Origin of the sequence: Saccharibacillus alkalitolerans, assembly GCF_011090185.1 — a bacterium.
In the GTDB taxonomy this organism is placed as follows: domain Bacteria; phylum Bacillota; class Bacilli; order Paenibacillales; family Paenibacillaceae; genus Saccharibacillus; species Saccharibacillus alkalitolerans.
On the sequence record NZ_JAAFGS010000013.1, the window covers coordinates 48284 to 75076 of the forward strand.

Genomic DNA, 26793 nt, shown 5'->3' on the forward strand with positions numbered 1-26793 from the left:
CTTTCGCGTCATGTCCGAATGTTACTTGCCGGAAGTGCCGGCGGTGCTTTCGGCCGCGTCTTCGCTTTTGGCGGAGGCATCGGCTGTCGCTTCGGCGGGAACGGCGATCTCGCTGACCGCGTTCTGTTCGGAGTAGACGTCGTCCGAACTGCCGGTGATATGAATCTGCTGCTCGTTTACGTCCAGCGTCGTGTCGAGCTTCATGCTGGAAGAGGTCAGCTGGTGCGTTTTCTTGTCGATGACCAGGCTGTAGTTCACCTTGCCTTCGGAACCGGTTTTGACCAGCGAAGAGAGCTGCGCGGATTGCGCCGAATCGCCGAGCTGGCGGGTCAGGGCGTCTTCGATCAAAGCCGCGGCCTGTTCGCCGCTCGCTTCGAACGTCAGCGTGTAGCCGTTGTCGTCCTCGGCAAGCTTAAGACTGTCCTTATAGGCGCTCAGCTTTTCAAGCAGCGGAGCCGGATCGAGCATGTCCGTCTCGATCGCCGGACTCTCGTCGGCGTTCGCGAGGCTTTGCGTCGTCCAGACGCCGGAAGCGTCTTTGGTGTACAGTTCGTCGCCCGCCGCGTAAATTTCGATCGAGCCTTGTTGGCCCTGCGCGAGCGTATCGATCTTCAAGCCGTACTGGACTTCCGGTTTGGCGATGACGCCGCCGGAGATGTCGATCGCCGTTTGCACCGGGTCGGGAGCTTTCGCGCCCTCTTCCGCGGCGGGCTGTTCGACGGTGTAATTCGTTTTCGATTCGATGTTGTAGCTTTCCAGCGCCTTGGCCTGCTCGAGTGCCGTGTCATAGACCGAAGCGGCCGATTGCGTCGTTTCGCCCGAAGGCTTGGCGTCTTTGCCGGTTTCCTGCGTCCCGCTGTCCGACGTGCAGGCAGCCGAAAGCAGCAGCAGCGACAGGGCGCTCATTTTTAACGTGTTGATCAGGTAATGCCGATTGCGGTTTCCTTTTGCCGAGTACATGATGATCCCCTTTCGACTTGTGCGATACTTATTACCTTACCATTTTAGTCTTGTGAAGTAAAAAGTTGATGTCTTTCCGGTTTCGAAAATATTTCAAATTGTTGTCACTTAACATCAAAGCTTTGGCGCGATATAATAGTTAACGACAAATTTTAAGGAGAATACGCCCTTATGAGCTCACCCAAGGAAAACGAGAATTACCGTCCGACCACGAACCGAAGCTTCGCCGGACTGATCATTACCGTTTCCGTCGTTGCGAATATCATTATCCTGCTGCTGTTCTTCTCGCCGATCGGCTACCAGGGCAGCGTGGACTTCAATCTGACTATTTTTCCGCGTCTGAATGCCATCTTCAACAGCTTTACGTTTATTTTTCTCGTCTGTGCCCTGATCGCCATCATTCGGAAAAACGTACCGGTGCACAAAGCGTTTATTCTGGCTGCTTTTGCTTCCACCTTGCTGTTCCTTGTGTCCTACCTGACGTTCCACTATGTCTCGCCGGAGACGGCGAAGTACGGCGGGGAAGGCATCCTGCGTCCGATTTACTTCTTCATCCTGATCTCGCACAGCATTCTGGCCGCGCTGATCGTTCCGCTGGCGCTGTTCACGCTGGTGTTCGGCTGGACGATGCAGGTGCCGAAGCACCGCAAGATCGCCCGCTGGACGATGCCGATCTGGCTGTACGTCAGCTTGACGGGCGTCATCGTGTATCTGTTCATGGCTCCGTATTATTGAGTTCGGCTGTTTCCGAAAAGAAGAAGGCGCATCCGCATAGAGCGGGTGCGCCTTTTTGCTGCAGACGGAACCGAAGCGGGCTTTGCGGGGCGTTACATATCCTGCCGGTACGGCTGCCGCCGTATTTTACAGGGGGTTATCGTTTTTGCGGATCGAATAAATATTTTTTATTGGCCGGTGTCAGGTTCGTTATGGTATAAAACGTGACAATATCCATACACGCAAATTCGAAAGCCAAAAAAAAGCCGCGCGAAGAGGAGGAAGTTTTATGCTGGATAACCGTTTGCCGGAACTGCTCCGCATGCTGCCGAAAGTCGACCTGCATCTGCACTTGGATGGGAGCATTCGGGCATCGACGCTGTGGGAGATCGCGGCGCAGCAGGGTGTGAAGCTCCCTGCCGCCCGCGCCGAAGAACTCGTTCCTTTCATGAAGGTGACGGGAGAATGCGGAAGTTTGCTGGAATATTTGGGGAAATTCGATTTTGTGGCAGGTTTCCTTCATAAAACGGACGTGCTGGAGCGGATCGCCTACGAAGTGGTGGAGCAGGCGTCCGAGCAGAACTGCCGGTATATCGAAGTCCGTTTCGGACCGCAGCTCCACCGCTCGGAGGGCCTGACCTGCGAAGAAGTGATCGACGCCGTGCTGCGCGGGCTGCGGCGGGGGGAAGAAGAATTCGGCGTAATGGCCCGCGGCATCGCCGCGTGCCTGCGTCACCACTCTCCGCACAAAAACATGGAAGTGATCGCGGCGGCGGCCGCTTTTAAAGACAGCGGAATGGTCGCGGTCGACCTGGCCGGTCCCGAAGCGGCTTTCCCGGCTTACCTGCATCGCGCCGTATTCGAATACGCGCAGCTGCTGGACATGCCGGTGACGATCCATGCGGGCGAAGCGGGAGGAGCCGAAAATATCCACGAAGCGGTGACCCGGCTGGGAGCGACGCGAATCGGACACGGCGTCCGGCTGCGGGAAGATCCGAAGGTGATGGAACTGGTGCGCGCCCGGAACATCGTACTGGAGATGTGCCCGATCAGCAATTATCAGACGAAAGCGATGGACAGCTGGGAGACGTACCCGATTCGCGAATATTTCGATGCGGGTCTGCGGCTGACGATCAACACCGACAACTTGACCGTATCCGATACTTCGCTGGTCGACGAATACAGGGTGCTGACGGACAAGTTCGGTTTCACGCTGCCGGAGATCGGCACGCTGATTCTGAACGGCGTCGAAGCGGCGTTTTTGCGGCCCGAGGAAAAAGCGCGTTTGCGCGCGGAATTCATGAGCGGTTTTGCCGCGGCGGGCTTGACGCCTTCCGACATGCCCGCTTCCCGATCCGCTTCCGCGGCCGGCTGATAAAAAGGAGTCACAAGCGGAGAAAAATCACATTGAAGCGCTTTCTTATTGGTGTAGACTGAAGGTGACGACAGTCGGCTTGAACAAGCTTTACACATCAATAAGGAGGCGCTTTGTCATGGTCAGACGGAAATGGCGCAAGCGGGCGAAACGGAAGACGATTCTGCTGGGGCTGGTCGGGATGATAATGCTGTCGGGTTGTTCGACGGTGCGGGAAACGATGGCGCAGCTGCAGATTTACGGCAGCAACGAACTGATCGCGCAGGACGGCGACAGCTACAGTTACCGCTCGAGAGAAGGAGCGGCGGATCCGGAAGGAGCCGTGCTCGATTTCAGGCAGTTCTCGGGCAAACAGACGCTATGGACGGTAAATGCGGCAGAAGCATCGCGGGTGACGCTCGACCTAGAAATGGGCATCGATAACGGCAAATGCAAGCTTGTTCACGTGCGGCCCGACGGCGAGGTAGTCAAGCTGGCCGATTCTTCCGCTGCGGGCGGAACGCTTACCCTTGATCTGCCGGAAGGCGAGAACGTCATCAAGTTGGTAGGCAAAAAAGCGTACGGCAGCCTCAAAGCGGAGTTCGGCGACTCGGGAACGGCACGAATCAGTACGGCGGACGGAAAGCTGACGCTGTCGGAGTGAGCGTGACCGGGCATCGGATAGATGTTATCATTCAGATGAAAGGAGGGGGTTTTATGCTTCCCGGCAATCTGAACAATTCGGAAGAAGAAGCCGCAAGGCAAAAAGCGCAGCACGCCTGGAAAGAAACGGGGCGTTCCTCGATCAAGGAGACGGTAATCGTAGGACTCGTGCTTGCCGTCGTATTTTTTCTGATTTTTTACGGAATCGCTTATTTCAGGACACATGGATAAACAGGAAAACCCGGCTCTGCGAAACGACAAAAAACCGGAACTCTCCAAACGGAGGATTCCGGTCTTTTGGTCGTGCCGGGGGTTTCCCGTCGAGCGGGAACCGGCTTTTTATCAGGCTTTCGCCGATTCAAAACGCGAGATGCGTTCAAGTTTGCGCTTAATTTCCTTCTGCCATTTCTTGTCGCCGACCTGAACGGCCACATTCAGCAGAACCAGATAATCGTCGAGGGTAAGGTTTACTCTGGAAGTCGATGGTTGCATACGATTTTGTTCTCCTTTGATGTAAAGTCACCATGCAGGAATGATAATCATTATCATGCTTCTCTAACTCCTATTATCCATATTTTCGAACAGAATGCAACGAGCAAACCCGAAAAAGCACACAGGAACCGCAATTTCGAGCCGCTTTATTCAAATTTCAGACAATAATGCTTTTAAATCATAACGGAAAGGACTTGAACGACGTTTATCAACCAAAGCCTGCAAGGAAAAGGAGGAAGCCGACGGAATGACGGGAAAAGACAAAAAGGTGTATGCGATTTTGACGGCGATCCTGCTTGCGGTGGCGGCTTCGTGGGGGCTGAACGGCGTTTATTTCAACCGGGGACAATTGGAAAAGCCGGTTTTTTTGCAGCATCGAATCGAAGCGGAAAACGGAGCCGGGAGCAGCTTTATTCTGTACCGTCTTCAAAACCGCACGGACGAGCGCCGGGTGGAGGCTATTGAGCTGCCCGGTATCGAAGTCCGCGGCACGACAAGGATTCGGCATATCGAATACCGGCAGCAGACGTTGGACGGATACATGCTGGAGATTGCCGATACGGAATCGCCCGCGGCGAAGGTTTCCGATGAACAGCCTATCGTCGTTCGAAAGGCGGACGTCCGGTACGACGACGGGAGTCGGGAAACGGCGGACATCGGAGAAGTCCGGTTCTACCCGCCGAGCGCCGCCCCTTCGGATCTCTTATATGCGATCGGCGGAGGTTCTTCGAATCGCAATACGGGTCACGCCACGCTGGAGGCGGGCGCGCCCGTGAAGATCCTTTCCCTTCAGTCTCCTTATCTGGAGGAAGCGGCGGGCAAGCTCTCGCTGTTCTGGGCCGACAGCGGCACCGCATACGAGCCGTTCGACATGGAACAGCCGGCCGGCGATAATCCGCTGGCCAACCTGACGCTGCCCAAGCAAGTCGGCAAAAAACACAAAACTTCGCTCGGGTATCGCTTCGTCGACCGGGATTCGCGGGATTGGAGCACCGTATATCGGCTTCTTCCGGTCATGACGGTGCAAAGCGGAGAACGCACGCTGGATCTGAGACCTGCTTCTATCGAGGATAACCCTTCGCCCAGCGAGAGCCAAATTCGGCAGTTCGTTCGATCGGGGAGGGAGAAGTCTTGAGAAAAAACGTGAATTTGATCAGTTGGGGACTGATCTTGACGCTGATCAATCTGGTCGGAAGCCTGTGGATCGGAACACTGATCGATGTCGCCGCCTATCTCATGGTATACGTGGGAGCGTCGCGCATGAAGGGAGTCAACCCGCTCTTTCGACAGGCCGGAGGCCTGGCCCTGACCGTGATCTTGCTGTCGGTAATCAATGCTTTTCTCCCAGGCGACCCGGAAGCTTTACTTGCCGAAATGCCGGCATGGGCGTGGGGGTTCGATCTGCTCGGTATGTTTGTCGGCTTTGCCTTGGTCTACGCGGTCTGCGAAGGGACGAGACGCGAAGCGGAGAAGGAAGGGGAACAGGAATTGGAGCGCAAAATGAAAATCGGCTGGCAGCTCTATATCGTTCCGTCCGCGCTGGCAGCGGCGATCACGCCTTTTGCGCTGAATTTCGGCGAGCAGCTCGGACTGACCTTGATGTGGCTCGCCGCCGCTCTGCTGTCCCTGGTCGCGATGATTTCGATCATCGTCGGGCTTCGCAGGGCGGGCCGGGATCTTCGCTTCGACTCGGCGGGTCTTAACGAATCGTGAGATCGCTATTTTCCGGTTTGGGGCCTTTTTGAAACTCTAACGAATCTTCCTGTCGCTATATACCGGGACAAAGCCCGTTTAAAGCCGATAAAACTCAAATAAGGTGATTAGGATTCGTTAGTTTGCGCAGAAGCTGATTACGAAGCAAATAGCGTGATCAGGATTCGTTGGCGCCGAGGTTTCGTTAATATGGAAAAAACGCGAATAAACCCGGCTTTCCAAATGGAAAGTCGGGTTTATTGAGGTTTCGGCCCACCTGCTTTCCGTGCGGCGAGGAGGGCCTGCGTTCGGAATCGAAGCAGCAATCGCTTGATCTTCCGGTTATTTGCCCTCCAGAACGTCGGGCCTTCCAATCATCGAGCTTTCTGATCGCTCGGTCTTCCGGTTATTCGCCTTCCAGGCCGCTCGGCCTTCCGATCACCCGGTCTTCCGGCCTGCACCGTTTAACGCCCTTAAATCGGAAGGGCCGGTTCTAAGCGCGCAGCTGACCGCGAACCTAAGCGCGCAGCTCGACCGCGAACGTACGAATTTCGTACGGTTCCAGCGTGAACGAGATCGCGGAACCCTCTCCGCGTTCGCCTTCCGGCCGCTCCATCAAGTCGCATTCCTGCCAGGACGAGATATGCAGGTCGCTCTCCAGCAGAAGCCGCTGCCGGCTGCCGGAGAAATCGTGCACGCGCACGATGACGAAGCCGCCGTCTTCGGAGCGCTTGACGGCGGAGATCATCGCCGTCGGCCGAATCGTGCCTCCGGGTCCGCGCCGCCGCGAAGCGCCGTTCTCGGCAGCGGGGAGCGCGGTGTCCGCGGCCGAAGCATCGCCGCTGCCGAGCGTATCTCCTTGGGCGCCGCCGACGGTCAGGCGGAACATCGACAGCGCTGCCCGATCGGGCGATCCTTCCGAGGCGCGGAGCGGATTGTTCAGCGCCCAGGCGCTCGGCACCGTGCCGCCTGACAGCCAATCTCCCTCATGCGGCAGCAGCGCATACGTGAATTCGTGCGCCCCCTGATCGGCTTCCGTATCGGGATGCTGCGCGCATTTGATCAGCGACAGCCGCATGACGTTATCCTTGATGTCATAACCGTATTTGCAGTCGTTCAGCAGGCTGACGCCGTAGCCTCTGTCCGACAGGTCGGCCCATTGGTGGCCGACGGTTTCGAACCTTGCCATGTCCCAGCTGGTGTTCCAGTGGGTCGGACGCTTGACGTTGCCGTACTGGACGTCGTACGTCGCTTCCGTGGCGCGGACATGGACCGGGAAGGCGGCTTTAAGCAGCACGCGGCGCTCGTGCCAATCGGCCTTCGTCTTGAAGTCGATGCGGCGGTCGCGCGCATAAACGGTCAGCCGCTGTTCGACGCGCGAAGCTTCCGTTTCCCAGACGAAGAGGAAGACGCAGCGCAGGGATCCGTTTTCCTCGACGGATATGCTTGTCAGGTTGTCCAGCTCCCGCGACTTCTGCCGGTAAAAGATATCGACGTCCCATGCTTCGTGCGCCAGCGGCTTGTCCTCGAACAGCTGAAGCACGTTGCCGCGCTGCCCGGCCGCCAGCACCTCGCGGTCGGCCGAACGGTCATACAGCCGCGTCAGTTGGCCGCGTTCGTTCCACTCCAGCTCGTAGAACGGCGTCGAGACGCCGTTCTCGCGCAGGGTGAACGGAGACGCCTGCGCTCCGATTCCCGCTGCGGCTCCGGCTTCTTCCGCGGCCTGCGCCACCGCCGAACCGGACGTTCCGGTATCCGCCGGCAGTTCCGGGCTCTGCGCCGCTTCGTTGCCCGGTTCGAACGTCAGCCCCCCGTATCCCATCGCGGGCACGTCCGTCGCTTCGACCAGCCAGACGCCGTCCGCGTACTGGGCGCTCAGCGTCTCGCCGAGATGGTTGGTCCAGATGCCGCTCGTCCGGCCGCCGGCCGCCGGAATTTCCACGATTCCGTTTTCCGCCCACGGCGAAGCGTTCCAGACCGTATAGCGGCGCACGCCGCTTGCGGCGTCCCCGTTCGCCGCTGTGGCCAGCAGGCTTTTTTCCGCCCCGCTCCGCGCTTCAAGCCCCAGCCGCTCCGCTTCCGCGTATTCGATCGTGCTGTCTTCGTATACTTCGCGGATCGACGATCCGGGAATGATGTCGTGGAACTGATTGCGCAGAATGATCTTCCAGCCTTCGTCCAATTCCTTTTTCGCGTATCGGTCCCAATCGCCGGCTGCCGCCGCGTTCAGCGCGTTCAGCCATTCGGTCTCCCGGTACAGCAGCTCGAGCTTGCGGTTCATGCGTTTGTTGTAAGCCTGACTCGTGTACGTGCCGCGGTGATACTCCAGATACAGCTCGCCGTCCCACGTATGCACGTAGCTGTCGGTGTTCGCCACCGTCTCGCGCAGCTCCCTGAAATAATCGCCGGCCGTACCGGTCTTCATCTTCGGCAGTCCCGGCATCCGGTCGATCCGGCGCCGCATTTCCAGCATGTTCCGGTTGACGCCGCCGCCTCCGTCGCCGTAACCGTAGGAGAACAGCAGCTTCCGGTTCATTTCCTTGTCGCGGTAGGCGTCCCAGCTGCCTTTGACCGTCTTGGGCATGATATTGCCGTTATAAGTGTAGAACCAAGAGCCGGGACGAGACCAAGGTTCCGTCGTCGTGATGAAATGGGTCAGAATCTCCGTGCCGTCCATCCCGCGCCACATGAACGTGTCGTGCGGCATCCGGTTGTATTGGTTCCAGCTGATCTTGGTCGTCATGAACGTATGGATACCGGATTTTTTCAAAATCTGCGGCAGCGCCCAGCTGTAGCCGAACACGTCGGGGAGCCACAGATAATCGCACTCCGCGCCGAATTCTTCCCGGTAAAAACGCGTTCCGACCAAAATCTGCCGCACCAGCGACTCGCCGGACGTCAAATTGCAGTCGGCTTCGAGCCACATGGCGCCGCCCGCTTCCCAGCGTCCTTCCGCCGCCCGCGCTTTGATGTCCTCGTACAGCTCCGGGTAGTCGGTTTTGACGTAATCGTAAAGCTGGGGCTGCGTCTGCAGAAACGTGTACTCGGGGAACAGCTCCATCAATCGCATGACCGTCGAGAACGAGCGGGCCGCCTTTTCCCGGGTATGCTTGAGCCGCCACAGCCATGCGACGTCGATATGGGTGTGTCCGATCGCCGTGATCTCCACCGCCGAATGCTTCTCCATGCCGTCGATCGCGTCCGACAGGGAGTCGCGCGCTTCGCGCAGCGATTCGTAGAAGCGTTCCGAGCCCGGCGAGGCCCAGTCGATCAGCAGCAGCGAACGGTCCGCCGCTTTGAGCAGCTGCGAGCGTTCCGGCAGATTCTCGTCGAGCACTTCGACCGTCTCGGACACCGCCAGCAGCGTGTAGTAATAGTCGTCCGCCGCTTCGTCGAGCCAGCACACTTCCGCGAGGCGGATGCCGTGGGTCTGATCCCGCCGCTCCCCGCCGCCTTCGAGGCCCGACCACAACCTGAGCGTCAGCGGAAGGGAAGTGCCGGCCGTTTCTTCGTTGAAAAACACTTCCAGGTGATTGGAGTCGACGCCCTGGTACGGTTTGCCGTGCAGATAGAACAGCGATTCAAAGCCCGAGTTGTTGCCGCCGCCGGTCTCGCCCAGATCGAAGCGGCCGAGAATGCGGCGTCCCCTCCACTCGGCGGGGATCTCCATATCGGCGTGCAGCCACAGGTACAGATCGCGTCCGCTCCACGTCTCGCCGGTCTTCAGCGTGCCGTCGTAATCGGAAGGCGACGGGACTGCGGGATTGATCTCTTTGCGGGTATCTTCAAGGCAGCGGAAAACGGAAATCGGCATGCGGTCCCGGTAACGGTAGTCGGACAGCTCGTGCAGGCGGGAACGCAGCTTGTCTTCGGTCAAAAACATAGGAAAAAAACCTCCTTAGGGTAGTCGGACGAATGGTCGAACGGTCGGAGGCGAGTAGGTGCGCAAGAAGGGCCGGGGGTACTCGCCGCGTGCGGGGAGGCGTGCCGGGTTCTTTTTCGCTGGGGCAAAGCGACCTTAGGGGATCGTTAAGGCCATTATAAGCAGGGAGGGAGCCGTTTTCAAACGGATATTCGCGACAAAAAAAGGTGCAAGATTGCGACATGGGGGGCGGAAGCCCCCGGTGCGGGAATGAGCTTCCGTGTGAGCCGTTTGCCGAGCGCGTACGCCGGTGGTACACTGTGCGCAGAAAAGGACGGCCCGGCATCCCGCGTTCCGGGTTCGCGGAAAGGGGAGCGGAATGCGCGCGATTCGCAGGTTCTATCTCAATCATCTGAAGCGCAAAATGTTCAATCGGATCGTCCTGCTGTACTCGCTGACGGCGGTCATGCTGTTTGCGTTCGCGGCCGGCCTGATGCATCAATACCAGCTTCAGCGGGCGATCCGGGAGGAGACGGACGCCAACCTCAAGACGACTCATGTGCTCAGCCTTTATCTGAACCGACAGTACGAATATTTGCAGAACATGCTTCAACAGGTGTACAGCGACGGAACGGTCAGCGACGACATGGCTTATTTTCTCAATCATGATTACGAAGATTATCTGGGCTACCGGTTGAACGCCTTTGCCGGCAGCGCGGGCTCCAGAAGCCGCACTTTCGACCTGGCGATCAAAAATTATTTGGAGCAGGATGCGTCGGTGCGCAGCGTAAGCGTCTACAGCTACACGCGGAAGTTCTCGATGTACGTCGGGCAGAACAGCCGCAGAATCGATTTTGAAAGCGGTTCCGATCCGGTGTGGACAGATTGGGCGGCCGGCGACCGCGCGGGCTATTGGGGCGTGCCGCCGGCTTCGGTCACGCCGGGCGACGCGGCGGAAGGCAGAGAGGAACCCGGGAAGGCGGGCGAAACGAATTCCGCCGGGCCCGTCCCGGGCGGTTCGGGCGGCCCCGGCCGGGACAGCCTCGCGGAAGAGGCGGCGAATGCCGGAGAAGAATCGGAGCCGGGCCCGGGCGAATCCGGCCCTGCCGGAGGCCGCTATTTGTACGCGCGCGAGCTGCAGGACCCCTGGACGCTGCGGCGCATCGGCATGATGGTTGTCGAATTCGACGCCGCCAAGCTCGATGCCCTGCTGCGAAGCCAGGCGCCTTCCGTGAACGGGCAGATTCTGGTGCTGGCTCCGGACGGGACGGCCATTTACGATTCGGAAGGCGGGTATGCGGGGCGCGCCTATCCGTATCGTCCGAACGCGGCGGGGGACGCGGAGCTGCCGGGAGGCGCCTTCCGCACGAACGAGCTGAGCGTGGCCGGTTCCGGCCTGTCGGTGCTCGGCGTCGTGTCCGAGGCGGCCGTGGACCGCAGCATGGCGGGGCTGACGGGCATGCTGATTCTGGGCACCGTGCTGTTCGCCGCGGTGAGTATCGGCCTGGCGGCATTTATCATGCGGTCGCATTCGAAAAAGGTCCGCCGCATTATCCGCTCCACGAGCCGGATCGGCGCCGGGGATCTCACGACGCGAATCGAGCTGTCCGGCGAAGATGAGCTGCAGCAGATCGCGCAGCGCATCAATGCCATGTGCGAGCAGCTGGAGACGTATATCGATCAGGTATACACCTCGGAGATCCGGCAGAAAAACGCGGAATTGGCGCTGCTGCAGTCGCAGATCAATCCGCATTTTCTGTACAACACCTTGGAGTCGATCCGGATGAAAGCCTACTCGCTGGGCGCGCAGGATGTGGGGAAAATGATTTACAGCCTGTCGGTCATGTTCCGCAGCTTGGTCAAAAAAAGCACCGTTGTCAGCGTGAGCGAAGAAATCGAGATCTGCTCGATGTATCTCGACTTGTTCCGCATCCGCTACGAGGGGCGTCTGACCGCGGACATCGAAGTCGGAGAGGCGGCCCAAAACTGCCGGATCGTTAAGCTGCTCGTCCAGCCGGTAGTAGAGAACTATATCGTGCACGGCTTTCGTCCGCTGGACGCCGACAACCGCATCGCGGTCCGGGCGAAAGCCGAGAAAAGGCGGCTGACGATCATAGTGGAGGACAACGGCACGGGCATTCCGCCCGAACGGCTGGCGGAGATCCGCCTTATGCTGGACGGCGGCGCGCCCGCGCCGGATAAGGAGCATCGCTCGATCGGACTGATCAACGTGCACGAGCGAATTCGGATGAATTACGGCGAAGCTTACGGTCTGACGGTGGACAGCGAGGAAGGGCAAGGGACGACGGTACGGATGGTGCTTCCGGCGGAATCGGCAGACGACCCGGGAGCTTCGGTGAATGAACGGGCCGAACGATAGGGGGTCGGCGGCCGTAACGGGGAAAGACGGATCGCACGGAAAGAAAGCGCGTCAGGCAGACTTATCCGTCGGCGCGCCGGAAGGCGTGGGAATAGAGCGGAGGGAGAGAGGAAGATGCGGACGGTATTTTTCGTCGACGACGAACCGCTGATCGCGCAGGGACTGTCGTCGATCATGGATTGGGAGCGTCACGGGCTGCGGCCGATCGGGCATGCCGGCGACGGCGTTCAGGCGCTGGAGCGGCTCGGCGGGCAGGGGGCCGATCTGCTCATCACGGACATCATGATGCCGAGGATGAACGGTCTTGAGCTGATCGGAGAGCTGAAAAGGCGTTATCCGAATATGCGATTTATCGTGCTCAGCGGCTATGAGGAGTTCGAGTACGTCAAGGTGGGCATTCGGCTCGGCATCGAGAATTACATCCTCAAGCCGATCAACATCGAAGAACTGGAAGCGACCATTCGCCGAATCGGCGAAGTGTGGGAACGCGAGGAAATCAGCCGAGTCCGGCAGGAGGAAGACCGCCGGGTGCTGCGGAGCAACGTGCTGGCCCGCTGGGCCGAGGGCGCGATCGAGCGCGATGAGCTGGTGCAGCGGGCGGAGCTGCTGCACATTCCGACGGACTGCGCGGCGTACCGGGTCGACGTGCTTCGGCTGCTGCACGGGGGAGAAGAGCTCGACGGGGCAAGCGGGTTTGGGGGTGAGTCAGGGGAAGCGCGGGCCGGTGCGGAGGGCGGAGGCCGCGGGGGTGCGCGGCCGGAAGCGGAGCCGGGAATTGGCGGTGCTGCGCGGGCCGGTGCGGGAGGTGGAGGCCACGAAGGCGCGCGGCCGGAAGCGGAGCCAGGAATTGGCGGCGCTGCGCGGGCCGGTGCGGGAGGGGGAGGCCGCGAAGGCGCGCGGCCGGAACCCGGGCGCCTCGCCGAAGCTTGCGAGGCGCTGCTTGCCGCCGCCGAGCCGGGCGCGGCGGCGATCTGCTTCGCGGATGCGGACGGCGACCTCGTCTGCATCCGCTGCAGGCGCGCGGCCGAACCGCCGCGCGCCGACGCTTCCGGCGCTCCGCAGCCGGAAGACCCCTTGGCCGAGGCCGCGCGGCAGCTCGGCCGCCTGGCCGGGGCCGCCGTCTGGCTGGCCGGCGGCGGGGCCTCGCCGGACATCGTCGGCGTCCACGCCTGCTGCGCGCAGGCGAAAGAGCAGTTCCGCCGCCTGCTTCCCGCGGGAGGGCGGCGGCTTTGGATCACCGGGCCGGATACGGAGCCCGGAAGCATGCCCGCCTCTTCCCGTTCCTGGGAAGAGGCGCTGCTCGGCGGCCCTCCGGAAGCCGCCGGACTGCTGCCGCGCCGCGAGCCGATGAACGCGGCCGTGCGGATCATGGTGGAGGCGGCCCGCGAAGCCGGCGGGCCGGCGGAGCCGGATTACGCGGAGCTGTACGCGCCGCTCCAGCGCATTTTCACGCTGGAGCGGCTGCGGGAGCACGTCCGCGAGTTCCTGCGGCACGGAACGCGCGGTTCGGCGGCGGATCCCGCAGCGGGGGCGGACGGTCACGCGCACAGCGTTCATGTCGCCTTTTTGCTGGAGCAGATCCGCGATCATTACGCGGAGGAGCTGTCGCTCAAGACGCTGTCGCAGCGGCTGGACCTGCATCCGAATTATTTGGGACAGCTGTTCCAGCAGGAGACCGGCAGCAATTTCTCGGAGGCGCTCAACCGCCGCCGGATCGAACGCGCGACGGCGCTGCTGCTGCATACGGACCGGCGGACGGCGGAGATCGGAGCGGAAGTCGGATATCTCGACAATTCGTATTTTTACCGGCAATTCAAGAAATATACCGGGGTATCGCCGACCGAACTGCGCCAGATGTACGGCAGTTGAGCGGCGGCTCGAAAATAAGTGCAGGAGAGCAGCTATTTCGCCTCATTTCCTGTCAAAACGAAAAATAACTGCGCAGAAGCAGCTATTTTGCGAAAAAAGGGGCGAAAACACGGGGAAACGGAATAATAAGTGCTTATCCGCAGTTATTTTTCCGAAAACCGCAAATAAAGCGAAAATAAGTGTTCTTACGCAGCTATTTTTCGCCCGCTCGTCGTCAGAGCTTTCGCGGCGCGGGTCTCGACTGCCGATTCGGCCATAACCCGCCTGTCTTGGAGTGCACCGCCCCCCTTGGATCGCTCCGAGTCTCTTTGGACCGCTCCGAGCTCCCACGGACCGCCCGAATTTCTTCGAATGCCCCGTACTCCCGACCGCGTTATCTTTCAGGCCGCCTAAGCTCAAGCCTCCTTTGCGGCAGACTGCGCCAGCGGCCGCCAACGCCGACTTTTCGATCGAAAAGCTCCTATTCAGGGGCTTTTCTTTAGTTTGTCCATCTAAACCTAGCATTTTTCAACTTGTTGGGGATAGCGCTTTCATCCAGAATTGAAAGTGTCGAAGGCGAGCGTTACGCAGCCGATCTTAGGGGATCCGAAGCCGCGCGGCCCGCCGAAAGGTTACTTTTTCTGCTTCTTCTTTTCTGTTTGCTGTTGTCCGGCTTCCTCCGGCACGCGCGATACAGCCCGAACGGCGCCGGAACCATCGCGATTCACCGGTCAGGCACCCGTATGCTCCGCGCGGACGCCTATTCGGTCTGCCGGTCAGCGGCACACGATATCATCCGAGGAGGGATTCCATTGGCGGCTTTTTGGAAAAAGATCGTCCGCAACCGGGCGCTGCTGCTGCTCGTGCTGCCGGGAACGGTCTGGTTTCTGATCTTTGCCTACCTGCCGATGTTCGGCACGGTGCTGGCGTTCAAAGATTTCCGGATCAGTCCGGACGGCTTTTTCGCCAGCGTGCTGAGCAGCGACTGGGTCGGCTTCAAGAACTTCGAGTATTTGTTTCAGACCAGCGACGCTTACGTCATCACCCGCAATACCATTCTGTACAACGTCGCGATGATCATATTGGGCCTGGTCAGCGCCGTCGGCTTCGCGGTCCTGCTGAGCGAGCTGCTGAACAAGCGAATGGCGAAGGTGTACCAGACCGGCATGTTTCTTCCGCACTTTTTATCCTGGGTCATCATCAGCTACTTCGCCTTCACGTTCCTGAGCCCGGACAAAGGAGTGCTCAATCAGCTCGCCGCCTACTTCGGAACGGACAGCGTGAGCTGGTATTCGGAACCGAAATACTGGCCGTTCATCATCCTGTTCGTCGGCATTTGGAAAGGGATCGGCTATAACAGCGTCATTTATCTCGCGGCCATTACCGGTATCGACAAATCGTATTACGAGGCGGCGACGATCGACGGGGCGAGAAAATGGCAGCAGATCCGCTATATCACGCTGCCGCTGCTGCGGCCGCTGATGATCATCCTGACCATCCTGGCGATCGGCGGCATTTTCCGCTCCGACTTCGGGTTGTTCTACCAGCTGCCGAAAGACTCGGGCGCGCTGTATCCGGTCACCAACGTCATCGACACTTTCGTGTACCGGGGGTTGATGAATATGGGCGACATCGGCATGAGCACCGCGGCGGGACTGTATCAATCGCTCGTCGGCCTCGTGTTGATTCTGACCGCCAACTATATCGTCCGCAAGATCGACCGCGATCAAGCGATTTTCTAGGAAAGGGGAACGTCAATCATGGCTCAAACGGCGGTCAAACCGCGCGAGATTCCGGAAAAAAAGCGCAAAAAGCGCGACTACAACGCCATCTCGCCGCTGTGGAACGTCCTGTTCAATATTATCGTCGGGCTGTTCGCCTTCTCCTGCATTTTCCCGTTCCTGTTCGTCATCATGATCTCGCTGACGGACGAACAGACGCTGGCGTTGGAGGGGTTCAGCCTGTGGCCGAGCCGGTTCAGCACCGCGGCGTACAGCTACATTTTCCGAGCCGGCAGCGACCTGCTCGTCTCGTTCGGCGTCACGCTGTCGGTGACCGTGATCGGCACGCTGCTGACGCTGACGCTGGTCACGACCTACGCTTACGCGCTGTCGAGAAGAAGCTTCGAGTTCCGCGGGTTTTTCAGCTTCCTGGCCTTCTTCACGATGCTGTTCTCGGGCGGCATGGTGCCGGGCTACATCGTCATGACCCAGTTTTTACATCTGCAAAACACGATCTGGGCGCTGATCCTTCCGCTGTCGCTGAGCGCGTTTTCGATCATCGTCATGCGGACCTTTTTCCAGACGACGGTGCCCGACGAGGTCATCGAATCGGCGAAAATCGACGGGGCCGGAGAATTCCGCGCTTTCTTCAGCATCGTGCTGCCGATCTCGCTGCCGGGCATCGCCACCATCGGTTTGTTCAGCGCGCTGGGCTACTGGAACGACTGGTTCAATGCCCTGCTGTACTATAACAAGCCGGAGCTGACGCCGCCGCTGCAGTATCTGCTGATGCGGATCGAGAAAAACATGGATTTCCTCACGCAAAACGCGCAGTATCTCGGCAATTTCGACGCCGCGGCCGGACTGCCGACCGAGACGGTCCGCATGGCGATGGTCGTGCTCGCGACGCTGCCGATCGTGATGGCGTATCCGTTTTTCCAGCGCTACTTCGTTCAAGGTCTCACCGTCGGTTCGGTCAAAGGCTGAATCGCGCATTTTTGATAGCGTTACTACTTTGAAGATGGAGGGGTTCATTCATGGCAAAAAGAAAAACGCTCCCGCTGCTGCTCGCCCTGATGCTGATGATGTCGCTGCTGGCGGCATGCGGAGGCGGAGCGAAAACGGCGGCGCCGGCCAAAGAGGAAGAAGCGGTGCAGAGCGACGGTACCGTAGACGTCTCCAAGCTCGATCCCGTCACGCTGAAGCTGTACCTGATCGGACCGACGCCGACGGACCTGCCGAAAGTCCAGGACGAAATGAACAAATATTTGAAAGAAAAGCTCAACACGACGCTCGATATCTCGATGATCGACTGGGGCGATTACACCCAGCGCATGCAGGTCATCACCAGTTCGGGCGAGAACTACGATATCGCGTTCACGAGCGCCTGGGCGTTCGATTATCTGCCGAATGCCGCGAAAGGCGCATTCCTGCCGCTGAACGATCTGCTCGACAAGTACGGACAGGGCATCAAGGAGACGATCGACCCGCGTTTCCTCGAAGGCAGTCAAGTGAACGGCGTCAACTACGCGGTGCCGAACCAGAAAGAGCTGGCTTCGCAGGCCGTGTGGCGCTTTAACAAGAAATACGTGGACAAATACAAGCTCGACATCGACAGCGTCATGTCGCTCGAGAGCCTGGAGCCGCTGCTGAAAACGATCAAGGAAAACGAGCCGGCCGACATCACGCCTCTTGCGGTCCCTAAATCGTTCAAGCCGCCGCTGCCGTTCGACTTCCTGATCGGCGACGAAATTCCGATCGGCATGTATTTGGAAGGCGGCGACAAAAAATACGTCAACGTGCTGGATACGCCGGAGTTCAAGCAGGCATTGGACACGATGCGCAAATACTATCAAGCGGGCTACGTCCGCGAAGACATCGCCACGCTGGAAGGCATCGACAACATGAAAACGGGCAAATGGCTGGTCGACAAGGAAATCACGCAGCCGTACGCCGATCTGGGCTGGTCGCGCAGCGCGGGCTACGATATCGTCAGCCGCCCGATGCAGCAGCCGGTCATCGCGACGGGCTCCGCCGCCGGTTCCATGATGGCGATCTCGTCCTATTCGAAAAACCCGGAGCGGTCGATGATGTTCCTTAACCTGCTCAACACCGATCCTTATCTGCGCAACCTGATTCAGTACGGCATCGAGGACGTGCATTACAAGAAGCTTGAAGGCAGCTACATCGAAGACCTGCCGGCGATGCAGGAGAATTACGCCATGCCGGGCTTCGCGCTGGGCAACCTGTTCCTGACCTACCTGCACGAAGGCGACCCGGAAGACAAATGGGAGCAGTTCGAAGAGTTTAACAAATCCGCGATCGTCGCGCCGACGTTCGGCTTCAACTTCGACACCGCGCCGGTCAAGACGGAGGTCGCGTCCATCACGAACGTGGCCAAAGAGTTTATTCCGGTGCTGTTCACCGGCTCGGTCGATCCGAACGAGTATCTGCCGAAAGCGCAGCAGAAATTCAAGGAAGCCGGCATTGACCGGGTGATCGAGGAAGCCCAGAAGCAGTACGACGCCTGGGCGGCGGAGCAGGGCAAGTAAGAGGCAGCCGAACCCGAAAGTAACGAATGCGCCGTCCGGTCCGCCCCTCCACCGCGATATTCGGCAGCGCCGAAAAATGAAACGGGCATGCCGCGCACTGCGGCGGAGCGGATATAGCAGGTTTCCCGAATTTAAGGCACGAAAGACGAAGCGGCCGCACCGTTTGCTCTTTCGTGCTTTTTTTGCGGCATGTCCGACGCCGATCGTTTGATCCGTCAATCCATCAATGACCCAGGAGGAATGAGACATTATATGAAGACGAAAAGACGCAAGCCCGCTTTGAACGTGGGAAAAAGCTCCGGCTCGAAGTTCGCTGATTCGAAGTTAACGCTGAAACCGGTCTGGAAAAAAACGCTGGGAACCGCCGCGGTGGCGCTTCTGGCGTTCTCCGCGCTGAGTTTCGGCCGGGAGGCGGAGGCCGCCCAACCGCATTCGTCCTACTGGTACCCGAACACGCTGCTGGAATGGTCGCCTTCGTCCGATCCCGACGCGCCGTTCAACCGTGGATCGATTCCGCTGCAGGCCAAGCGGATTCAGGGAGCGCCGGTCAATCCGAACGCGGATAAGGATGCGCAGGTCATCGCGCTGTCCGCCATGTATCCGAGCACGAGCGGCGCGCCTTCTCAGGGTTCGGACGTGTTCCACACGTACGCGTTCGGCTTCTGGCAGTACGTCGACAAGCTGGTCATGTGGGGCGGTTCGGCGGGCGAAGGCATCATCTTGCCGCCGAGCGCCGACGTGATCGACGCCGCCCACAAAAACGGCGTGCCGGTCTACGGAACGGTGTTCCTGCCGCAGACGGAGCACGGCGGTAAGATCCAATGGATGCGGGATATGCTGAAAAAGGATTCGGACGGGACGTTCCCGGTCGCGGACAAGCTGATCGAATCGGCCCGCTACTACGGGTTCGACGGCTGGTTCATCAACCAGGAAACGCAGGGAGGCACGGCGCAGGACGCGGCGGACATGCAGGACTTCCTGAAATATCTGCAGCAGATCAAGGATCCGGACATGGAGATTCTCTGGTACGATTCGATGATCGAATCCGGCCCGATCCGTTGGCAGGGCGCGCTGAACGGACAGAACGACGGATTTTTCCAACAAGGCGGGCAGACGGTTTCGGACGCGATGTTCCTGGACTTCCGCTGGCAGTCTTCGAGCTATCTGCCGGCGTTCCGTTCTTCGCCGGCCGCCGCCGAGGCGCTGGGACGCAGCCCGTACGACCTGTTCGCCGGCATCGACGTGGAAGCGAACGGTTACAACGGGCGCTATAATTGGCCGGAGCTGTTCCCCGCGGGCGGAGCGCCGATGTCGCTCGGCCTGTACCGGCCGGATTGGGCGTTCAAGAATTCGTCCACCCAGGAGGAATTTCTGGAGAAGGACGAGACGTTCTGGACCGGGCCGGCGGGCGATCCGAGCCGGGCGGCGGCGATCGATCCCGCAAACCCGTACGCCTGGAGGGGGATCGCGGCGGACATCGCGGACAAGAGCGTCGTGACGGGGCCGGAATTCATCACGCATTTCGGCACGGGCAACGGGCGGCTGTTCGCCGTGAACGGCGAAATCGTCCGGGAACGCGAGTGGAGCAGCCGCAGCCTTCAGGACATCCTGCCGACCTGGCGCTGGATGATCCGTTCGGAAGGCGACGGGAAGGCGCTCGAGCCTTCGCTCGATTTCGAGCGCGCCTATTACGGCGGCAGCTCGCTGAAGGTCGAAGGCGGCCTGGTCAAGGGGGCTTCCACTACGGTGAATTTGTACCGCACGCAGATCCCGGTCGAGAAAACGATGGAAATCTCGGCGGTCGTGAACGAATCGTCGAAGAACGCCTCCGTGCAGATCGGCGTTTCCTTCGCGGAAGCCCCGAACGATTACGTATTCCTGGAGCCGAAAAACTGGCAGTCGGCCGGCAAGGACAAATCCTGGCAGCGGGGCAGCGTCAAGCTGAACGCCTATAAAGGGCGCACGATCGCCGGAATCGCCCTGAAGTTCGGGGGCAAGGCAGGCGACGAGACTTACCGGGCCAACATCGGCGAGCTGGCCGTCCGCACCGTCAGCGACAACGCGCGCAAGCCGGATGCGGTGACCGGGCTTGCCGTCACGGACAACGACTTCCGGGACGGCATCTACGGGGATGCCCGGCTGAAGTGGAACGCGCCGGCCGCAGGAGAATCGGCCGCGTTCTACCGGGTATACCGCGAGAAGGCGAACGGCGCGCGCGAGCTGGTCGGCGAGACGCCGAATACGGTCTATTATGTGCCGGAGCTGCGCCGGGCCGAGGGAGAGGAAGAGACGACGCTGATCGTCGCGCCGGTCAACCGCCATTACGAAGCCGGCAAGGAAAGCCGGGTATCGTTCGAGTGGCCGGCCTACCCCGCTCCGCAGGCAGGCTTCGAAGCCGATCGCACGCTGATCGCGCCGGGCGAGACCGTGCGGTTCGCCGACCGTTCGTCGGAGGTCACGACGGAATGGTCGTGGAGCTTCCCGGGCGGCGCGCCTTCGTCCAGCGGCGAGCGCAATCCGTCGGTCGTCTACAACGAGCCGGGCGAATACGAAGTGACGCTGATCGCCAAAAACCGGGTCGGCGAAGATACGCTGACCCGGCGAATGATTACTGTAACGGAGGAGGCGGCCGGCGGCGTGACCGATCTGGCGCGCGGCGCGGATGTGACGGCGTCGGGCTTTACGAACGCGAACGAGGCGCCGCCGATGGCGGTCGACGGCGACGACAAGACCAAGTGGTGCGCCGTCGGAGACGGCCCGCATACGCTGACGGTCGATCTGGGCGAAGCGCGCAAGATCAGCGAATTCGTCCTCAAGCATGCGGAGACCGGCGGCGAGCCCGCCGCGTTTAATACGCGGGCGTTTACGCTGCGGATCAGCGATGACGGCGAGAACTGGACCGACGCCGTGAAAGTGACGGACAATGCGTCGGGCTTGAGCAAGCACGCCATTCCGCTGACGTCCGCGCGCTACGTGCGGCTTGTCGTGGACAAGCCGACGCAGGGCGGCGACACCGCGGCGCGGATTTATGCTTTGGAAGTGATGGGGCTGGAATAAAGGAAAAGCGCGGCTTCACTTTGAAGCCGCGCTTTTTCGCATGGTCGAATCGGTCGGTCACGCTCCGGGCGCGACGGCGTCGACCTCAAAGACCGGCACGGAACGGTAAGCCGGCGTGTTCGGCACGGCGGAATCGTTCGGAGCGGCCGGACTTTCGGATGCCGCCGGATCTTCGGGCGCTTCTCCGGCGCCGGAATCGCCGGGGAGGTCTTCCGCGGTATCCGGACCCGGATTCGGAACGGCCGCGGACGGATCTTCCGCCGCTTCGCCGCCTTCCGGAAAGTCGGTGCCTCCGGTTTCGGCGTTTGTCGGGCTTTCCGGCGGAAGGGCGCTCCCGCCGGATGCCGCCGGATCGTCGACGGCGATCCGGGCGTACTCGCCCCGGAACGTACCGGTCACCGCATACGTTCCCGGTTCGAAGTCGAAGCCGCCGCGCAGCAGAATGTCCGAACCGTCCGCAGCCAGCGCCAGCGCTTGGCCGGAACCCGATTCGACGACAGTCAGCAGCGTCCGTACTTTTCGGCCGGCATGCCCGGCGGGATTTTCGCCGCCGATCTCCAGCGTGCCGCCTTCGAACATATCGAAGACGAAGACGTCGCCGTAACGTTCGTAGACTGCCGTTTGGCCGTCTTCTTCCGCATCGGCGGGACGATCGGCGCGCAGCGTCCGGCCTCCGTTTTCGATCGCGTAGCCGTCGGCATCGATTTGGAACATCTGAACGAACGAAGAATCGCGAAGCTGCAGAGCGGTGTAGACGGCCCTGCGCGACGCCGATTCGGATTCGGCCAAAATAACAGGCGAGCTTTCGGTCGACAGACTTTCCTCGATATCCAGGCGAAGCACGTCAAGGCCGGTCAGCATCTGCGGACCGGTAAATACGGAGGTGCCGCTTCCGTCTTTGGTGCCGAAATAAAGCGTGCCGTTTTCGTCGAGCGCGGCCGTGTACAAATCCGCGCCGAATCGGTTTTTGCCGCTGATCGCGAGAGAATACGTATGCGACGGGTCCGCCGCCCGCAGAATGCGCAGCGGCTCGGCTTCCGTCCAGGCATTTTCCGCCTGCGCTATCTCTTCCGCGGTGTCGGAGTAACCGGACAGCGCCTTATAGAGCGCGATGGCTTCTTCGAATCGATTGTCCGCCACCAGCGAACGCGCGCGGTTCATCAAGCCGTCGACCCGGGCCTCGATCCATGATACCAGGCCGGAGCCTGGGCCGGTCTGCGCCGCGAAATCCGCGAATTCGCGGGCGTGCGCCGCGAAAGCGGGGTAAGCTTCGGCGTCAAGGTCTTTGCGCAGAACGGTATCGGCCGTCTTTTCCGCCTGATCCGGTACCCAAGGCGCTTCGAAGCCGCGCTGTCCGTAAGCGGCGATTGTGGACTCCGCTTCGTTCAGCATATCCGCATATCGTCCGGCGGCGGCCAGCTTCTTCAGCTTGCGCCGATCGTAATCCTGCAGCAGCGCGTTCAGCTTTTCCGTCTTGACGGACTCGAAGTCCGCAGCATTTTGTCCTTCGGATGCGGACAAAGTTCCGGAATCCGCATTCGCGAAAAATGCCGCCGGAATCTGCAGCAGCTTCCACTTGGCGGATTCGTCGGCGTAGCTTTCGTTTTCGAGATTCGAAGCAAGAGCTTGTTCGAAGCTTGCCCGGAAATCGGCAAAGCCGCTCGCCGCCGTCGCGGTCAGCTCGTAACGCTCGTTCAGCTCCCGGTATTCGGCCGCGAATTCGCCTTCCGACGACAAGCGGTCGAAGCCGTCGTACGTCTCGTAAGCCAGCAGAAAAGCTTCGAAGTCGCCGTTCTCCGAAGCCGTCAGCATCTCGCTTTTGGTCTTCAGCAGCTCTTCGCGCAGCCGGGTCACCGGAACCAGCCCGGCGAGCCTTTCCCGGATATGTCCTTCGCGGTAGCGGACGACCGTATCGGACAGCGCCGCCGCATACGCGGCTTCGGCCGGAATAAGGCGGCGCTGCTCGTAGTAGGCGTCGGCCTGCCGAACCTGCCCGATCTTCGCTTCGATCCGAACCGCCTTGACGGTTACGGCAATCAGCGCGGCGGCGCACAGTACGGCCAGCAGATTGCGCAGGATCAGAACGCCGCGTATTGCCGCAAACAGATTTTTGAGCTTTCTTACCATGAAGAGCCGCCCTGCCCGCCCTCATTCGACGAAGCGTGGGAATCCCGGCCGCCGAAGCGCAGACGATGGACCGCTTCAGCTTCGAGCTTCAGCTGTTCGAAGCTGCCCGGATGCTGCGAGATTACCTCGCGCAGCCTCTCCAGCCGTTCCGCGGGCAGCTTGTACGTGTAGCGCCGGATGAATTCCGGATACAGCTCGATGTAACGCTTCATCCGTACGGCCGCGCCGGCTACGGCGGCGAGAATGTCTTCGCCGCGGTGCATGCCGCGGATCTGCGGCTCGTAGCGCAGGCAGTAGCGGATCGCGCTTTCCTTGATCAATTCGCGGTTAAGCTTGGCGACCTCTCCGATGTAACCGGCAAGATGCGGCGAGAATCCGTCCATGATCAAAGGTTCCAACAGCAGGTCCATATCGCGGCGCAGCACGAAGGTCTGCAGCAGTTCCGCCTGAAGGTTGCGGATCGGGTCGTTGCGCAGCAGCGTATTCACTTCCCGCAGCATCTCGTAGGCAAGAGCGGGCCGGGCTTCCAGCAGCCCTTCCGCCGCTTTGATGTCCTGGATCATCCCGTGGCGAATCCGGTTCTGATCCCGAGCGAACATCCGGTCGGTACGAATGCGGATCTGCGCTTCCGTCGTGCGGCGCTGAACGACCCACAGCATGGCGGTCAGCAGCAGGCCCGCCGCCGCCGAAATCGCCATCCAGGGAATCGTGTCCGCGAAGAACATGGCCAGCAGAGCCAGCAGGACGGCGAACAGCCGCTCCGACTGCATCGAACGCCGCACTTCGCGTTTCGCCGCGGAAGGCACGTCGGTTAACGTCCGTTTGCCGCAGGCGGGGCATACTTTTTGCGACAGGACGGTGTAGCTGCCGCATTTGCGGCAGACCCGCAGCTTGTCGTAGGCATATTCCGTGCGTTCGTAGGGCTTGATTGTCACGGCGTTTTTTTTGTTCATGGCTGCTCACGCCGTTCGTTCAAGGTGTTCAACAGCCGCTCGTCCAATTGGGCCCGCGCGGGCGCTTTCTTGGAACTGCGGATATAAAGAAGGGATTTAATCGCCGTAAAGAGAAACAAAATCCCCAGCGCTCCGTATGTGAGATAAATCAAATAGGCGGACAATCGCTGCACGTTCCTTTCCTGGCCCGGTAGCGGGCATATTTCCTAATATTCAACGGGAAAAATCGCATCTGCCGTTCATGACGGATGCGAATTGTGAACCGCTGCGCGTTTTACGCTATAATTTGGGCAGCGCCTTCTTGCTTAAAGATAGCCGGAAACGGAGCCGGGCGCAACCGGGGCCGGTCTAGCCGAAACAGGAAGGCCGACCGCGAAGTTACAGCCTTTTCAGAAGTTGTTAACGAAATATTAAGGATTTTCACAGAAAACAGGCCTATGATAGTGTCGTCGGCTTCCGGCTTCGGGCCGGAACCGGCGGCGTCGGATTTTCGACGATAGGCAGTAAGGGGACGAGGAAGCGAAGAGTCCCGCACAAATGAACAATCGAGAGGTGCACTGCCGAGGATGAGACGCCGGGCCATTGTATTATTGACAGGATTATGGGCTGCCGCGCTGGCGGCGCCCGCCGCAGTACCGTTTGCGAAGGCTTCCGACGTCGGAAGCCCGTCCGCGATCGACGCCGTGCTCGTACTGGATGCGAGTCATTCCATGGAGGAGAGCGACCCGGAAGGCGTCAGCGCGGAGGCTATGCGGCTGTTTATCGACATGCTTCCGGAGGAAGGCAGCCGAGTCGGCATCGTTTCGTATACGGATGTCGTGCAGAGGGAGACGGCTCTGCTCGAAATTCGGGGCGGAGCCGACAAGCAGGAGCTGAAGACGTTCATCGGCGGGCTTGAACGCGGGCCGTTCACCGACACGTCGGTCGGCGTAACCGAAGCGGTACGCATGCTCCTTCGGGGCGAGGAAGCCGGCCGCGATCCGCTGATCGTCCTGATGGCCGACGGCAACACTTCGCTGGACAGCGAAGGGACACGGACCCCGGCGGATTCCGCGGCGCAGCTCGCCGAAGCGGCGGGCCAGGCAAGGGATGCCGGCATCCCGATCTATACCATCGGGTTGAATGCGGACGGCACGCTGAACAGGACCGCGCTGGAAAGCCTTGCGGAAGAGACCGGAGGCAAAGCGTTCGTGACTTCTTCGGCCGCCGACCTGCCCGATATTTTGAGCGAAATCTTCGCCGGGCATCAGCGGTCGAGGGTTATTCCGGTGCAGGCGGATGCCGCGCGGAGCAATGAATTTCAGGAATTCAAAATAAACGTTCCCGACAGCGAGGTCGTTGAAGCGAACGTGTCCGTCACGGGCGCGGCCGCCGACGAGATCGGGCTGATCGGGCCGGACGGAGAGAGCGTGGCGATTCCGTCCGCAGGGGTTGCGCTGTCGGGATCGTCTACTTATTCGCTGCTTAAATTGGTCCGGCCCGAACGCGGCGTCTGGACGCTGCGCGTCAAAAGCGAAGGAGGGGTGCCGGTCGAGCTCGGATTGGTGTTCAGCTACGACTTCGAACTCGTCACCGAGCCGATGGGCAAGTATTACGAACGGGGCAGCCGGCTCGACATCGCCGCTTATTTGGCGCGGTCGGGCAGGAGACTTGCCGCGCCCGAACTGTACGAAGCGGCAAACGCGACGATGGTCGTCCGGGAACGGGAGAGCGGACTGGAAGAGAACGTTCCGCTTACGCTGGAAAACGGCCGCTTCGTCGGCTCCTATACGTTCAGCCGCGCTTACGATTACGCGGTGACGGTCCGGGCGGAATCGCCGAGCTTCTACCGCGAAACGGAGCCCGTCTCGATCGACGTCAGCGGAGGGCCTTCCGTATCGACGCAGCCGGCCGCGGCCGAGACGAACGGCCTGCTGGCCGCGCTGGCTCCGGCGGTGCCGGGACTGTTCGGCGCGGCGGGCGCCGCCGCTGCCGGCGGACTGACGTTCTGGCTGACGCGTGCGAACCGGCGTTTTTCGGGCAGGCTTCATATCGAGGTCGCCGAAGAAGCTTCCGGCCGCGTGCTGCATGAACGCGCCGCGGACTTGTCCGCGCTTCGCGGAAGGGTGAGTCTTCAGAGGCTGCTCGAAGAAGCGGAGACGGCGGAGTCGGAACGGATTTTCCTTCGGCCGGGACGCCGAGGAACGCTGATTTTGCGCAGCCGGACCCCGAACGTGGAGATCCGCCGGGGAGGGCGTCTGGCCGAACCGGCCTACGATCTTCCGCTGAAGGGCGGCGACCGGGTGACGGTGCTGCCGGGCGGGACGGACCGCGTCATTATGTTGGAATACCGAACGAATAGATAAAACAAAGGGGTTTTGCCGAAATGGGACCGAAAATAAAAAGGCTGGTTTATCCGCTGCTGGCGGTTCTGCTGCT

Annotated in this window: 18 protein-coding genes; 13 read left to right on the forward strand and 5 right to left on the reverse strand. The window is 60.4% G+C overall.

Translation table 11 applies throughout. From position 1 onward, the window contains the following. Positions 1 to 21 precede the first annotated feature (21 nt). Complete coding sequence (locus GYN08_RS22265) at positions 22 to 960, reverse strand: DUF6612 family protein (protein WP_166279541.1); 939 nt, start codon at positions 958 to 960, stop codon at positions 22 to 24. 171 nt (positions 961 to 1131) lie between these two features. Between GYN08_RS22265 and GYN08_RS22270 the strand changes: the two genes are divergently transcribed. The 4 genes from GYN08_RS22270 to GYN08_RS22285 all read left to right on the forward strand — a co-directional run bounded on the left by GYN08_RS22270 (position 1132) and on the right by GYN08_RS22285 (position 3922). After that, positions 1132 to 1695, forward strand: a complete 564-nt coding sequence (locus GYN08_RS22270; protein WP_166279544.1) for a DUF420 domain-containing protein — start codon at positions 1132 to 1134, stop codon at positions 1693 to 1695. A gap of 268 nt (positions 1696 to 1963) precedes the next feature. Then, entirely contained in the window at positions 1964 to 3049 is a 1086-nt protein-coding gene (gene add, locus GYN08_RS22275) for an adenosine deaminase (protein ID WP_166279547.1), read from the forward strand. Between the two features lie 118 nt (positions 3050 to 3167). After that, complete coding sequence (locus GYN08_RS22280; RefSeq protein WP_166279550.1) at positions 3168 to 3692, forward strand: hypothetical protein; 525 nt, start codon at positions 3168 to 3170, stop codon at positions 3690 to 3692. A gap of 53 nt (positions 3693 to 3745) precedes the next feature. Continuing rightward, positions 3746 to 3922 (forward strand): hypothetical protein, encoded by a 177-nt coding sequence (locus GYN08_RS22285; protein WP_166279553.1) that lies wholly within the window; start codon positions 3746 to 3748, stop codon positions 3920 to 3922. A gap of 111 nt (positions 3923 to 4033) precedes the next feature. Here the strand turns inward: GYN08_RS22285 and GYN08_RS22290 are convergent, their stop codons facing one another. Beyond that, positions 4034 to 4183: a hypothetical protein gene (locus tag GYN08_RS22290; RefSeq protein WP_166279556.1), complete on the reverse strand. Its 150-nt coding sequence runs from the start codon at positions 4181 to 4183 to the stop codon at positions 4034 to 4036. Positions 4184 to 4430: 247 nt separating this feature from the next. Here GYN08_RS22290 and GYN08_RS22295 point away from each other — a divergent pair, with 247 nt between their 5' ends. Together GYN08_RS22295 and GYN08_RS22300 are read left to right on the forward strand one after the other, a co-directional pair. Continuing rightward, positions 4431 to 5318 carry a hypothetical protein gene (locus GYN08_RS22295; protein WP_166279559.1) on the forward strand — a complete coding sequence of 296 codons (888 nt, stop codon included), beginning with the start codon at positions 4431 to 4433 and terminating at the stop codon, positions 5316 to 5318. Next, complete coding sequence (locus tag GYN08_RS22300) at positions 5315 to 5896, forward strand: hypothetical protein (RefSeq protein WP_166279562.1); 582 nt, start codon at positions 5315 to 5317, stop codon at positions 5894 to 5896. The genes GYN08_RS22295 and GYN08_RS22300 overlap by 4 nt, the downstream gene beginning before the upstream one ends. A 496-nt stretch (positions 5897 to 6392) precedes the next feature. On the opposite strand, the gene GYN08_RS22305 is transcribed toward GYN08_RS22300, so the two are convergent. After that, entirely contained in the window at positions 6393 to 9758 is a 3366-nt protein-coding gene (locus GYN08_RS22305; RefSeq protein ID WP_166279565.1) for an alpha-mannosidase, read from the reverse strand. 358 nt (positions 9759 to 10116) lie between these two features. Between GYN08_RS22305 and GYN08_RS22310 the strand changes: the two genes are divergently transcribed. The 6 genes from GYN08_RS22310 to GYN08_RS22340 all read left to right on the forward strand — a co-directional run bounded on the left by GYN08_RS22310 (position 10117) and on the right by GYN08_RS22340 (position 21295). Further along, on the forward strand, positions 10117 to 12117 hold the full coding sequence (locus tag GYN08_RS22310; protein ID WP_235946445.1) for a sensor histidine kinase: 2001 nt from the start codon (positions 10117 to 10119) through the stop codon (positions 12115 to 12117). A gap of 114 nt (positions 12118 to 12231) precedes the next feature. After that, positions 12232 to 13986: a response regulator transcription factor gene (locus tag GYN08_RS23875; RefSeq protein WP_235946446.1), complete on the forward strand. Its 1755-nt coding sequence runs from the start codon at positions 12232 to 12234 to the stop codon at positions 13984 to 13986. Positions 13987 to 14777: 791 nt separating this feature from the next. Then, positions 14778 to 15707, forward strand: coding sequence for an ABC transporter permease (locus tag GYN08_RS22325; RefSeq protein WP_206023887.1), 930 nt, complete (start codon positions 14778 to 14780; stop codon positions 15705 to 15707). An 18-nt stretch (positions 15708 to 15725) separates the two neighbouring features. Further along, entirely contained in the window at positions 15726 to 16673 is a 948-nt protein-coding gene (locus tag GYN08_RS22330; RefSeq protein ID WP_166279571.1) for a carbohydrate ABC transporter permease, read from the forward strand. A gap of 50 nt (positions 16674 to 16723) precedes the next feature. Beyond that, positions 16724 to 18238 (forward strand): ABC transporter substrate-binding protein, encoded by a 1515-nt coding sequence (locus tag GYN08_RS22335; RefSeq protein WP_166279574.1) that lies wholly within the window; start codon positions 16724 to 16726, stop codon positions 18236 to 18238. A 252-nt stretch (positions 18239 to 18490) separates the two neighbouring features. Then, positions 18491 to 21295 (forward strand): endo-beta-N-acetylglucosaminidase, encoded by a 2805-nt coding sequence (locus GYN08_RS22340; protein ID WP_166279577.1) that lies wholly within the window; start codon positions 18491 to 18493, stop codon positions 21293 to 21295. Positions 21296 to 21352: 57 nt separating this feature from the next. On the opposite strand, the gene GYN08_RS22345 is transcribed toward GYN08_RS22340, so the two are convergent. Together GYN08_RS22345 and GYN08_RS22350 are read right to left on the reverse strand one after the other, a co-directional pair. Continuing rightward, the gene (locus GYN08_RS22345; protein WP_166279580.1) at positions 21353 to 23422 is read right to left on the reverse strand and encodes a hypothetical protein; all 2070 of its coding nucleotides are present in this window, start codon (positions 23420 to 23422) and stop codon (positions 21353 to 21355) included. Continuing rightward, positions 23416 to 24375 (reverse strand): hypothetical protein, encoded by a 960-nt coding sequence (locus tag GYN08_RS22350; RefSeq protein ID WP_166279583.1) that lies wholly within the window; start codon positions 24373 to 24375, stop codon positions 23416 to 23418. The genes GYN08_RS22345 and GYN08_RS22350 overlap by 7 nt, the downstream gene beginning before the upstream one ends. 566 nt (positions 24376 to 24941) lie before the next feature. On the opposite strand from GYN08_RS22350, the gene GYN08_RS22355 reads away from it, so the two are divergent. Next, positions 24942 to 26720 (forward strand): vWA domain-containing protein, encoded by a 1779-nt coding sequence (locus tag GYN08_RS22355; protein ID WP_166279586.1) that lies wholly within the window; start codon positions 24942 to 24944, stop codon positions 26718 to 26720. Positions 26721 to 26793 lie beyond the last annotated feature (73 nt).

Coding starts and splice junctions, on each gene's coding strand:
- GYN08_RS22330 (WP_166279571.1), top strand. CDS start 15,726: ATGGCTCAAACGGCGGTCAAACCGCGCGAGATTCCGGAAAAAAAGCGC.
- GYN08_RS22335 (WP_166279574.1), top strand. CDS start 16,724: ATGGCAAAAAGAAAAACGCTCCCGCTGCTGCTCGCCCTGATGCTGATG.
- GYN08_RS22270 (WP_166279544.1), top strand. CDS start 1,132: ATGAGCTCACCCAAGGAAAACGAGAATTACCGTCCGACCACGAACCGA.
- GYN08_RS22345 (WP_166279580.1), bottom strand. CDS start 23,422: ATGGTAAGAAAGCTCAAAAATCTGTTTGCGGCAATACGCGGCGTTCTG.
- add (WP_166279547.1), top strand. CDS start 1,964: ATGCTGGATAACCGTTTGCCGGAACTGCTCCGCATGCTGCCGAAAGTC.
- GYN08_RS22265 (WP_166279541.1), bottom strand. CDS start 960: ATGTACTCGGCAAAAGGAAACCGCAATCGGCATTACCTGATCAACACG.
- GYN08_RS22340 (WP_166279577.1), top strand. CDS start 18,491: ATGAAGACGAAAAGACGCAAGCCCGCTTTGAACGTGGGAAAAAGCTCC.
- GYN08_RS22305 (WP_166279565.1), bottom strand. CDS start 9,758: ATGTTTTTGACCGAAGACAAGCTGCGTTCCCGCCTGCACGAGCTGTCC.
- GYN08_RS22350 (WP_166279583.1), bottom strand. CDS start 24,375: ATGAACAAAAAAAACGCCGTGACAATCAAGCCCTACGAACGCACGGAA.
- GYN08_RS22280 (WP_166279550.1), top strand. CDS start 3,168: ATGGTCAGACGGAAATGGCGCAAGCGGGCGAAACGGAAGACGATTCTG.
- GYN08_RS22310 (WP_235946445.1), top strand. CDS start 10,117: ATGCGCGCGATTCGCAGGTTCTATCTCAATCATCTGAAGCGCAAAATG.
- GYN08_RS22355 (WP_166279586.1), top strand. CDS start 24,942: ATGAGACGCCGGGCCATTGTATTATTGACAGGATTATGGGCTGCCGCG.
- GYN08_RS22285 (WP_166279553.1), top strand. CDS start 3,746: ATGCTTCCCGGCAATCTGAACAATTCGGAAGAAGAAGCCGCAAGGCAA.
- GYN08_RS22290 (WP_166279556.1), bottom strand. CDS start 4,183: ATGCAACCATCGACTTCCAGAGTAAACCTTACCCTCGACGATTATCTG.
- GYN08_RS23875 (WP_235946446.1), top strand. CDS start 12,232: ATGCGGACGGTATTTTTCGTCGACGACGAACCGCTGATCGCGCAGGGA.
- GYN08_RS22295 (WP_166279559.1), top strand. CDS start 4,431: ATGACGGGAAAAGACAAAAAGGTGTATGCGATTTTGACGGCGATCCTG.